This is a genomic window from Clostridium lundense DSM 17049 (assembly GCF_000619945.1).
Classification (GTDB): domain Bacteria; phylum Bacillota; class Clostridia; order Clostridiales; family Clostridiaceae; genus Clostridium_AO; species Clostridium_AO lundense.
In genome coordinates this window covers 93,373-104,885 of the sequence record NZ_KK211043.1, presented here as the reverse complement: position 1 = coordinate 104,885, position 11,513 = coordinate 93,373, and the positions used below count along the sequence as shown (strand labels likewise).

General features: G+C 28.1%; 11 protein-coding genes and 1 tRNA gene. 2 read left to right on the top strand and 10 right to left on the bottom strand.

Annotated elements, in window-relative coordinates; genetic code table 11:
• Positions 1-19: 19 nt before the first annotated feature.
• From T514_RS0122480 to T514_RS0122470, 3 genes are all read right to left on the bottom strand, one after another.
• Positions 20-95: transfer RNA gene (locus T514_RS0122480), tRNA-Pro, on the bottom strand.
• A 114-nt stretch (positions 96-209) separates the two neighbouring features.
• Complete coding sequence (locus T514_RS0122475) at positions 210-683, bottom strand: metallophosphoesterase family protein (RefSeq protein WP_027626751.1); 474 nt, start codon at positions 681-683, stop codon at positions 210-212.
• A gap of 2 nt (positions 684-685) precedes the next feature.
• The gene (locus T514_RS0122470) at positions 686-1,291 is read right to left on the bottom strand and encodes an XTP/dITP diphosphatase (protein WP_027626750.1); all 606 of its coding nucleotides are present in this window, start codon (positions 1,289-1,291) and stop codon (positions 686-688) included.
• A 212-nt stretch (positions 1,292-1,503) separates the two neighbouring features.
• Between T514_RS0122470 and T514_RS0122465 the strand changes: the two genes are divergently transcribed.
• Entirely contained in the window at positions 1,504-2,901 is a 1,398-nt protein-coding gene (locus tag T514_RS0122465) for a hypothetical protein (protein WP_027626749.1), read from the top strand.
• A 287-nt stretch (positions 2,902-3,188) separates the two neighbouring features.
• Here the strand turns inward: T514_RS0122465 and T514_RS0122455 are convergent, their stop codons facing one another.
• On the bottom strand, positions 3,189-4,697 hold the full coding sequence (locus T514_RS0122455) for a peptide ABC transporter substrate-binding protein (RefSeq protein WP_027626748.1): 1,509 nt from the start codon (positions 4,695-4,697) through the stop codon (positions 3,189-3,191).
• Positions 4,698-4,782: 85 nt separating this feature from the next.
• Positions 4,783-5,262, bottom strand: a complete 480-nt coding sequence (locus T514_RS0122450; RefSeq protein ID WP_027626747.1) for a hypothetical protein — start codon at positions 5,260-5,262, stop codon at positions 4,783-4,785.
• 145 nt (positions 5,263-5,407) lie between these two features.
• Here T514_RS0122450 and T514_RS0122445 point away from each other — a divergent pair, with 145 nt between their 5' ends.
• The gene (locus T514_RS0122445) at positions 5,408-5,629 is read left to right on the top strand and encodes a hypothetical protein (RefSeq protein ID WP_027626746.1); all 222 of its coding nucleotides are present in this window, start codon (positions 5,408-5,410) and stop codon (positions 5,627-5,629) included.
• A gap of 114 nt (positions 5,630-5,743) precedes the next feature.
• On the opposite strand, the gene gatB is transcribed toward T514_RS0122445, so the two are convergent.
• The 5 genes from gatB to ligA all read right to left on the bottom strand — a co-directional run bounded on the left by gatB (position 5,744) and on the right by ligA (position 11,510).
• Complete coding sequence (gatB, locus tag T514_RS0122440; RefSeq protein WP_027626745.1) at positions 5,744-7,174, bottom strand: Asp-tRNA(Asn)/Glu-tRNA(Gln) amidotransferase subunit GatB; 1,431 nt, start codon at positions 7,172-7,174, stop codon at positions 5,744-5,746.
• A 36-nt stretch (positions 7,175-7,210) separates the two neighbouring features.
• Positions 7,211-8,668, bottom strand: a complete 1,458-nt coding sequence (gene gatA, locus T514_RS0122435) for an Asp-tRNA(Asn)/Glu-tRNA(Gln) amidotransferase subunit GatA (protein ID WP_027626744.1) — start codon at positions 8,666-8,668, stop codon at positions 7,211-7,213.
• 31 nt (positions 8,669-8,699) lie between these two features.
• The gene (gene gatC, locus T514_RS0122430; protein WP_027626743.1) at positions 8,700-8,990 is read right to left on the bottom strand and encodes an Asp-tRNA(Asn)/Glu-tRNA(Gln) amidotransferase subunit GatC; all 291 of its coding nucleotides are present in this window, start codon (positions 8,988-8,990) and stop codon (positions 8,700-8,702) included.
• A gap of 202 nt (positions 8,991-9,192) precedes the next feature.
• Positions 9,193-9,465, bottom strand: coding sequence for a hypothetical protein (locus T514_RS0122425; RefSeq protein ID WP_027626742.1), 273 nt, complete (start codon positions 9,463-9,465; stop codon positions 9,193-9,195).
• 35 nt (positions 9,466-9,500) lie between these two features.
• A complete protein-coding gene (ligA, locus tag T514_RS0122420; protein ID WP_027626741.1) occupies positions 9,501-11,510 on the bottom strand; it encodes an NAD-dependent DNA ligase LigA in 2,010 nt (669 codons plus the stop codon).
• Positions 11,511-11,513 lie beyond the last annotated feature (3 nt).

Sequence of the window (11,513 nt, the reverse complement as noted above, 5' to 3'; positions counted from 1 at the left end):
GAGTTACACCCGCATATGCTGGTCGGGGTGACAGGGATTGAACCTGCGACCTCATGGTCCCAAACCACGCGCGCTCCCATCTGCGCCACACCCCGATTTTCTTTCGTCAAGAAGTTTTGTTTGTTTCGTTTAACTCCCGACGACATAGATTATTCTACACGAATTTTTCTAATCCGTCAATAGTTATTTTAATTTTTTTTTATTTTTTTTTACCTTATAGCTTTTATACTAGCATTTACCTTATTATCTTTTATCTCTATTAGTGCTATGCTATTAAACCCATCCCTTGATATAACTGGGCTTCCAGGATTTATAAACCATATACCATCCTCATATGATATCTGTGAAATATGAGTATGACCAAATAAGACTACATTAGCTTTTTCCTCTAATGCTTTATATTTTAATCTAGATAAACTATGTTTTACATCATAATGATGTCCATGAGTTATAAAAAACTTCTGGCCTTGAATTTCTTCTATTATATCATAAGGTACACTCCCAGAATAATCACAATTACCTTTTACATTTATAATTGTTCCTTTATAAAACTTTCCAAACTCTTTTACATCTTGTATATTATCCCCTAAATGAATTAGTAAATCTATATTTTGTAGCTTCTCCATGACCCGTTCTATTATCCAAGTATGTCTGTGGGTATCACTAACAACTCCTATTAACACTTTTATTCCCCCTGTAAGTATTTCCTAATTGCTTCTTCTAAATTTATCAATGCCTTTTTTCTATGACTTATCAAATTTTTAGTTTTTGAATCCATTTGGGCAAATGTCATATTATATTCAGGAATATAAAAGAGAGGATCATAACCGAAACCATTTTCTCCCCTTTCTTCTTTTATAATTACTCCTTCTACTTCCCCTTGAACTCTAATAACATTTTCTTTATCAATAATTAAAACCATATTGCATATAAATTTTGCACTTCTATCATTTATGTTCTCCATTAATGTTAATAATTTTTCATTATTTTTTTCTGTATTCCCATGCTCTCCAGCAAATCTTGCTGAATATACACCTGGCGCTCCATCTAAAGCGTCAACAGCTAGACCTGAGTCATCTGCTAATATCATATAACTTTCGTCATTTATAATGTCATATATTTCTTTTGCTTTTTTATATGCATTTTCCATAAAGGTTTTTCCATCTTCCTCTACCTCTACATTAACCCCTGCTTCCTTTAAAGAAATAACTTGTACATTTAATGGAGACAGTATCTCTTTAATTTCTTTTACTTTATTTTCATTATTACTAGCTAATATTAATTTTTTCATTTTTTGCACCATCCTAGCCATAGTATTTTCAACATAATTATACGACAATTTGCTATTTTTTCAAAATTCCAAATTGAATATTTTTTTCTTGTCACCATTTATCATTTTACTAGTGAATGATTTTATTGTCCATAGCAAAAATTAATTAGCACTATTTTCATATATATATCATATTATTTATATAAGGATTAATTTAATAGTAGGTGTTGTATTTGAAGTATATAGGTCCATTTTTAAGGCTTAATAGTTTAAATAAGGACAATATTAAAAATCAACTGTTTCATTTATCAAAAGAATCCATGATGGATATAATATTTAACTCCAGATGTGGAATAACAATTAACACTAAAGAATTAAAAAATAAGCAACTATCAGATTTAAATACGAATATATTAAAATCTACCTATCCATTATTGTGTATATATAAAAAATCTAACCCTAAATTAAAAAGTATAAATGATAAACTATGCTGGAATGAAGATAAGGTAAAAAAAGAAATAAATATTACTACTAATGCCTTTATGACATTATCACTATTAGAGTTATCAGACTACTATAATTTTTTCAAGAACATAGACGATTCCAAGTATGCCCTAAGCATTATTTATGCTAATATAGCAAAAAAACAGCTTCAATTTTATGCATGTAATATGAGAAATGATGATGGAGTATTTGTAGATAAAATTGACCTTTCTGATCCTTCATCAAATGAATTAAAATTAGAAATTAAAAATGAGAAATTTAAATTCTCAGATCAGGCAATGCTAATGGCAGCATTTTATAAAATCTCCCTATTGGATGATTCAAAAGAGAGTATAGAATATAAAAACTTTTCCCTTGACATAATGAACATGTTTACAAAATTTAAACAAGATCTATATTGTCTCTCTATTGATGAATTATTAAAAGTATCCTTAGGCCTTAATATTTTTTATAAATACTCTAAAAACGAAGATGCTAAGGTTCTACTATTAGATATTTTTGATTTAATTACTGAAAACTATTTTAGTCTTGCTCAATTAAGTACAGTAATGAAATTAGAAAGTACCTGTACTTATTATATAAACTCTATTCTTTTATATAAAAACACTAACTATATTGCATGCAAAGATATTGCTGATAAATTATATTTAGAATTAATGAAATCATATAATGATGAACTTGGAATTATTATAAAATATGGCGAAAAGAACTCCTTAAAATTTTCTCCAATAGAAATTTGTTTATATATTTTAAGTCTTATGTTGAATGTTAAGGAATGTGATAATGATTCTGACAATGATTATGCTCATATATTAACAAGTATCTTTAAAAAACAATTGGTAAATTCAGGTATAATATTAAGTTGGCCTGAAACACCTAATTTAGATGACAGAGAAAGATATAAAAATTTCTCTTTAAATTCTGATGATTTATTAGAAGAAAAAGATTTTAAATTGCCTTCTATTCCATCACCAGAAAACAATAATCTAGCACCTATATTTATAAAAAGTATTAGCTTCAACGAAAAAAAACAAGAGTTTAAACAAGGTAAAACTTCCTTTTATAGCGAAAAAAATATGCCCATATTTTTCTATATAATATATCTATATAATAATTGTTACCTATAGAGTAAATAATTTAATAAAATAATAATATTATATGTGCATATAATATAACTGTCAGTACAAATACAGCATTTTATACTTCATCAGAATAAACCTATTGTGAGGAGGTATAAATTATGATGAACATAAATTGCTCTGAAAATTGCATCTACTGCAAAAATGGTACCTGTACTTTAGATAATGTATCTACCTTTTCCAACAACATTAATTTACAAAATAATTGTGCTTATTTTGTAAAAAAAGAATCCAACAAAAAAACTTCCCAGAACATCTAACTGGGAAGTTTTTGTTTACTTAGAACTATAGTAGAATTTATTAAGCAGTATATTGCTATTATAATTCATTTCTAAATCATATATATTCTCATTTTTACATATAATATTTCTTTCAATATATAAAGGAATAGCAGGAAGATCACTAATTAATATTTTATCTGCTTTTTTAAATAATTCTTTTTGCTTAGTCTCATTTATCTCCATTTTTGCTTTATATATTGTATTATCATATTCTCTATTTTTATAACTAAAAAAATTAAAATAATTATGGCTTAAAAACTTTTCATAATAACTTATTGGATTTTTATATTCCATTATAAAATCCATAAGAGCCATATCATATTCATTTTTCTTAACCTTATCAATAAATTCATTATTTTCACAAAAAACTATTTGTAAATCTATATTTAAATTTGTCTTTAATTCTTTTTTTAATTCTTCAACAACTTTCTTACTTTTTATATCATTTAAGCATAAAATTTTAAAACTACTGTAATTAGATTTCTCATCACCCTTAGCTTTCTTATTATCTGATATGTTATACTTCCAGGGCTCTCCTGTATTATCTAATGCATCATCACATATTTTCTTCCTATCTATACAATTATTTATGGCATTTCTTAATTCTTTATTCATAACCTTATCACTACTAAAATTAAATGTTAATACCTTCCCAGAATGAGATGAACTCTCCATAATAAAATTTTTACTCCTTAGTGCTTTTATTTCACTTAAAGGTGGTGACACAATAAAATCTACTTTAGAAGATTGAAATGCAGCTAATGAACTTTCAGTATTTTTATTATCTAATATAACAATCTTATCACTTATAACATTCTCCTTATCCCAATAGTACACATTCTTTTCTAGCTCTATTTCTTCATTTTTAATATGTTTAATTTTATACGCCCCAGAGAAACCTATCTTATCATAATTAAAAACCCAAGTTTTAAGATTATTATCTAATTTTCTTAATCCATATATAGGGCTGGATAATATATCTAATAAATAGTTACAGGGCACATTTAATCTTATTTCCAGTACTTCATCATCAACACTTCTTATTCCAGTTTTATTGAAATCTATTTTACCTTTTCTATAATCTTCTGCTCCAAATATATAAAATAATTGATAATCATATATATTATTTACATTACCACTTAATATTTGTGAAAAAAAATCCACAAAATCTCTTGCTGTTATCTTATCACCATTACTCCAATTTGCATCATCTCTTATTTTAAAAGTATATACTGTATTATCTTTGTTTACACTCCAACTCTTTGCCAATCCAGGTATAACCTTACCCTCTATATCCTTTTTTACTAATCCTTCAAATAAATTGACTAATATATCATTATATCTTATGTTTAAATTATTTAGTAATGTTAAATCTTCTGGTAAATCAGTTACACCATATATAGGATAATTTCTGCTATTAATATAATTAACACTTGTTTTTTTCTCTACACAACCACTAAACAAAACAATAACTACTAAAAAAATACTAATTAACTTTTTCATTAACTTTCTCCTACCATTTATGATAATTTAATACTTTTAATAATTATTTCCTGGTAAGAGGAAATTTAATCAAAATATATCTTCTTTAATTAGGTAAGTATTTATATAAATTAAGTTTTCCTCCCTTAATTTCATCTGTAGCTTTTCCTTTTATACCCAACTGATCTTTTATTAAATTATATTTGTCTACCAATTTAATCTTTTTATATATAGATATAATACTGCACCTATTTTTTATTTTTTCTTCAAATACTCCAGTGGTTATATACACCCCTTTATTAGCAGAATATTTATAAAAAAAATTTAGGTAACTATCGAACTCTTCTAAAAAAACCATATCCTTTTTCTCAAATTTTAATAAAACCTTATCTTTATTTCCTTTTAATAATAATAGTAGTATTTCTGAATTTTTTAATATAATCTCATATTCTATTCCACTACTCCAACATATTTTTGAGATTCTCTTATTTACTTCTTCTATATCTAATCTCTTTATTATAACTTTAGCTTTGTGAACTTCTTTTTCCCTTAATTTGAAATATACTTTGTCATATATATTTATCATTTCCCCCTCCATAATACTAGGTATATTACATTATATGTAATATGTACTTTTTTATTGCCATAGCATTTACTTATATAAGGCTGTGTTATATACTAAACTTATAAGTATAATATTAGAAATTATCACAATACGGAGGGAATTTTGTATGATTCTAGCAATAGAAATAATAGCTATAATAACTATGTGTGTATTAACTTCAGTTGCTGTTTGGAGCTTCATAACATTGAAACAAATATTTAACCAATTAAAGTATAAAAATTATTTATTAGAAAAACTTAATTTACATATCTATAATTTGTCTAAAAATAACGCTATTAAATTTAAGGATAATGATATATCGAAAAATGAAGACGTTTTTAGAGTATAGAAAAGAATAGAAATGAGTACTACACATTTTTAGAACGTAACCAATAGAGCATAAAATACAGATGCTTAAAGATAAACAAAAAACCTTACGGAATTCACCATAAGGTTTTTTATATTATAGTTTTGCAACCTGTTCATTAACAAGTTTATTAACTATTTGAGGATTTGCTTTTCCCTTTGTTTCTTTCATTACTAAACCTACTAAGAAACCAATAGCTCTCTTTTTACCGTTCTTATAGTCTTCTATGGATTTTGGATTTTCAGCTATTACTTTATTTACAACATCAAGTATAGCTCCTTCATCATTATTTTGAACTAATCCTTTTTCTTCTACTATTGACTTTGGAGCCTTTCCTGTTTTAAACATTTCTTCAACAACCTTTTTACCTATGTTGTTTGAAATTGTTCCTGAGGAAATTAATTTAATTAATTCTGCTAAATGTTTAGGTGTAAATCTCAATTCTTCTACACTCATAGCATTTTCATTTAACAATCTTGATATATCTCCCATTAACCAGTTTGATGCAGCTTTAGCATCTCCACTAACTTTGGCAGTTTCTTCAAAGAAGTTAGCCATTGTCATAGTTAACGTTAATACACCTGCATCATATTTTGGTATATCATACTCTTTTACAAATCTCTCTGCTTTTTCATGAGGAAGTTCTGGAATAGTTTTTCTTATGTCTTCTATCCATTCATCAGATACATTTATAGTAACTAAATCCCCTTCTGGAAAATATCTATAGTCATTTGCTTTTTCCTTACTTCTCATAGCAGCTGTAACATTATTAGCTTCATCCCATCTTCTAGTTTCCTGTTCTAGCTTTTCTCCGTTACTTACGGCTTCTACATGTCTACCATATTCATAAGAAAGTGCTTTTTCCAAAGCTTTAAAAGAGTTCATATTTTTTATTTCAGATCTTACTCCAAATTCTTTACTTCCATTAGGTCTAATAGAAATATTACCGTCACATCTTAATGAGCCTTCTTCCATCTTACAATCAGAAACTTCTATAGATGAAAGAATACTTCTTAATTTTTGTAAATATAATGTAGCTTCTTCTGGAGTTCTCATATCAGGTTTTGAAACTATTTCTATAAGAGGTACACCTGCTCTATTATAATCTACTAAAGTTCCTACTTTAGTATGCAAAAGTTTTCCAGCATCCTCTTCTATATGTATTCTTTCAACACCTATCCTTTTCTTTTCTCCATTAGATAACTCTATCTCTATGTAACCCTCACCACAAAGTGGAACTTCGTCTTGAGTTATCTGATAATTTTTAGGACAATCTGGATAAAAATAATTTTTTCTATCCATCTTGCTAACTTTATTTATTTTGCAATTAAGAGCTAAACCCGCCTTTATTCCATAGTCTACCACCTTTTTATTTAACTTAGGTAGTGAACCAGGAAGTCCTAAACATACAGGGCATACATGAGTATTTGGCTTACCTCCAAACTCTGTAGTACATCCACAATATATCTTAGTCTTTGTAGAAAGTTCCGCATGAACTTCAAGACCTATTACCGCTTCAAATTCCATCTGTCTTTTCCACTCCTTTTCTCAACAACTAATAAATTATAATTCAGGATTCATCTTATGCCACTCTGTGGATTGCTCATAGCTATATGCTAAATTGAAAAGAGTATCTTCTTTATAATAGTTTCCTATCATTTGCAATCCAACTGGAAGCCCATTAACCATTCCACAAGGTATAGATATAGCTGGTAATCCTGCTACACTAACTGGAACAGTATATACATCAGATAAATACATGGACAATACATCATTTGTTTTTTCACCAATCTTAAAAGCAGTTGTTGGAGAAGTTGGTGATATTATTGCATCAAACTCTTTAAATATTCTCTGATAATCTTCTTTTATTAAGTTCCTTACTTTTAAAGCTTTTTTATAATATGCATCATAATATCCTGCTGATAATACATATGTTCCAAGCATTATTCTTCTCTTAACTTCTTTTCCAAAGCCTTCATCTCTAGATTTAAAGTATATATCAACAGCATCTGTATACTTATCTGTTCTATGTCCATATCTTATTCCATCAAATCTAGCTAAATTTGATGATGCTTCAGCACTAGATATAATATAGTAAGCTGCTAAAGCATAATCTGTTAATGGTAGGGAACATTCTTTAACTTCTGCACCATTACTTTGTAAAACTTTTATAGCCTCTTCTACAGCTTTACGTACATCATTATCTAAGCCTTCTCCAAAGAATTCTCTAGGAATTCCTATTCTCTTTCCTTTTATGTCTTTATTTAAAAAAGCGCTATAATCTGGTACAGGTATATTAGCAGTAGTAAAATCTCTACTATCTAATCCTGCAATATTTCCTGTAAGAAGCGCACAGTCTTCTACATCCTTTGAAAAAATTCCAACTTGATCTAAAGTAGAACCAAAAGCCACTGCCCCGTATCTTGATATTCTTCCATAAGTTGGTTTAAGACCTACGATACCACAAAGTGCTGCTGGCTGTCTCACTGATCCACCTGTATCTGTTCCAAGAGATAATGGTGTTTCTAATGCTGCTACTGAAACTGCTGAACCACCTGATGATCCTCCCGGAACTCTTTCAGTATCCCAAGGATTTCTAGTCTTCTTATAAGCACTGTTTTCAGTAGATGATCCCATGGCAAACTCATCCATGTTTAATTTACCTAAGATTACACCATCTTCTCCTTTTATTCTTTCTACAACATGAGCATCATATGGTGCAGTATATCCCTCTAACATCTTTGATGCACAAGTATTTTGCATACCAGTTACACTTATATTATCTTTAATTGATACTGGAACTCCTCCTAAACCTTTTAACTCTTCACCTGAAGCAATTTTAGCATCCACTTTTTTTGCCATAGCCAAAGCTTCTTCTTCTCCAGTATATAAAAACGCTCCTAACTTTGTATCCAAAGTTTGTATTCTATTTACATAGTTATTAACAACTTCTTCAGCTTTTACTTCTTTCTTTTTAATCATATCTTTCAGCTCGTGGGCTGTAAGGTTATATAACTCCATTATGTACAATACCTCCTTTTGGGTTAACTAACTAGCCTTCTATTATTGTTGGCACTAATATGTATTCTTCAAGCTTTTCTGGTGCATTTTCCATTACTTCATCTAATTTCATTGATTCTTGCACTTCATCTTCTCTAAACTTATTTTCAATATAGTATGGATTAACTATTATATCAACATTATCTGTATCCAACTCATTTAGCTTTTCCATATAAGCTAACACTTTATTTAAATCCTCTATCATTCCTTCTTTTTCATCTTCCATCAATTCTATTCTAGCTAGTTCTGCAACATATTCTACATCTTTTTTTGAAACAGCCATTGTATATTCCCTCACTTTCTTTATAAAATAAATAATATATTAGTAAATATTAACTAATACAATAATTTTAAACTTAATATTATAAAGTTATACTATTTTGTGAATAACAACTATATTGTATCATAAAAATTATTTTTTATATACTTAAAATCATACAAAAAGATATCAATAACACCAGCGGATATTGATATCTTTTACCTTACTAATATACCTTCATAAATATAAAAAACATTGTACCTGCTGCAAAAATAATGCATAATACAGGATATAATATTTTATTATTTAAACTACTTTTTAAATCAATTAATTTTAAAGACCATACAATCATTGTAAAAAAAATACACCATTGTAATGTGAAGTAACTATTAAAATATTTAATGTAAATAAACTGGCATGTAGTAAGCATGGTTAGTATTAATGCTATAGTAGTTAAAAACACTGCACACCATCCTAATGCTCCTATGGCTTTTCGCATCATAAACTCCTCCAATTCTACTTTTTCATTGGAATTTAGCCATTGATTAGTTGCTCAAATTCTTCTTCATTTATAATTTTCACACCTAATTCTTTGGCCTTATCAAATTTTGATCCTGGATCGTCGCCTACCAATACATAATCTGTTTTCTTACTTACACTACCCGAAACCTTAGCTCCTAGTGATTCTAGTTTTTCTTTTATCTCTGTTCTACTATAATTAATTAAAGAACCTGTCACAACAACAGTTTTATCCTTAAATGGACTTTCTTCTTTAATTTCTAGATCATCAGTAATAGGTACTATACCTAACTCTAGCAGCTCATTCATACTTTTTATTATTTTTTCCTGTTTAAAAAATTCTATGATACTTTTTGCTACTATTTCTCCAACATCTTTTATAGATAACAATTCATCAAAAGTAGCCTGTTGAATATTTTCTAAGGTCTTAAAATGTTTAACTAAATCTTTAGCAGTCTTTTTACCTACATTAGGTATACTTAATGCATAAATAAATGAAGATAATTCTGGAGTTTTACTTTTTTCTATAGCATTAATAATATTATTAGCTTTTTTCTCTCCAAACTTCTCTAAGGTTAATAGTTCTTCTTTTTTTATTCTATACAAATCTGGTATAGACTTTATATTTAATTTTTCAAAAAACTGTTCTGCAGTTTTTTCACTAAATCCTTCTATATTCATTCCTTCTCTGCTTGCAAAATGCACTATACTTTTAACCATTTGAGGCTTACATGATAAAGTATTTTCACAAAAGAAGTGAACTCCTTCCTGTATAAGCTCACTACCGCAATACGGACAATATTTAGGAACTTCTATTTCTTTACTATCTTCTAAGCTTTCTTCAACTGCACCCATTATTTCTGGTATTACATCATTAGAACGTCTTACAAATACTTGACTTCCTATTCTTACACCTTTTCTATTTATATCATCCATATTATTTAAAGTAGCCCTTTTCACAGTAACACCTGCTAATTCAATAGGCTCCAAAATAGCTGTAGGTGTAACTCTTCCACTTCTTCCTACATTCCATTCCACATCTAAAAGTTTTGTAGTAGTTTCTTCCGCTTCAAACTTATATGCAATAGCCCATTTAGGGAACTTAATTGTATATCCTAAAACTTCTCTTGTTTTCATGTCATCTATAGCTATAACAATGCCATCTATATCATATTCTAAATCATTTCTTATATTATTAATATATTCTATTTCCTTCTCTATTTCTTCTACTGTATTACATCTTTTAATATACGGTTCTACATAAAGGCCCATTTCTTTTATAAAATTAAGCATTTCCATATAACTTTCAAAATTCTTTCCCTCATTATAGCCTACATCATAAAAAAACGCAGAGAGATTTCTTTTGGCTGTTTCCTTTATATTTAGATTTCTAAGAGCACCTGCTGCACCATTTCTTAAGTTTTTTAAAGGTACATCTGCTACTTTATTATATTCTTCGAAAGCCTTTTTGGTCATTATAGCTTCACCATGAATCTCAATTAAATGATTATTATTTATTTTTAAAGGTATTGTTTTTATTGTTTTGGCTTGTTCAGTTATATCTTCGCCTATTATTCCAGTACCCCTAGTAGCTGCCTTAGTTAAAATACCACTTTCATCATAAGTACAGTTTATTGTCAATCCATCAAACTTTTTCGTAACAATATAAGATACATTAGGAAGTTTATCTGTATGAGTTTCATTATATTGTGATATTGCCTTTTCATTTCTATTATGCCATTCTCTCAAGGTTTGGATACTTTGCGCTTTATCTAAGCTCCAAAGCCTTCCTTTATGTACATATTTCTGAAATTCAGACAACACCTTATCTCCTACTCTTTGAGTAGGAGAATAAGGTAATATATATGATGTTTCATTTTCTAACTTTACTAATTCATCGTAAAGTTTATCATATTCTCTATCAGATATTGATGGATTATCCAGCACATAATATTCATAAGCACACTTATTTAAGCTCTCAATTAATTCATGTATTCTTTCTTTTTTAGTTTGTTCAATAGACAATTT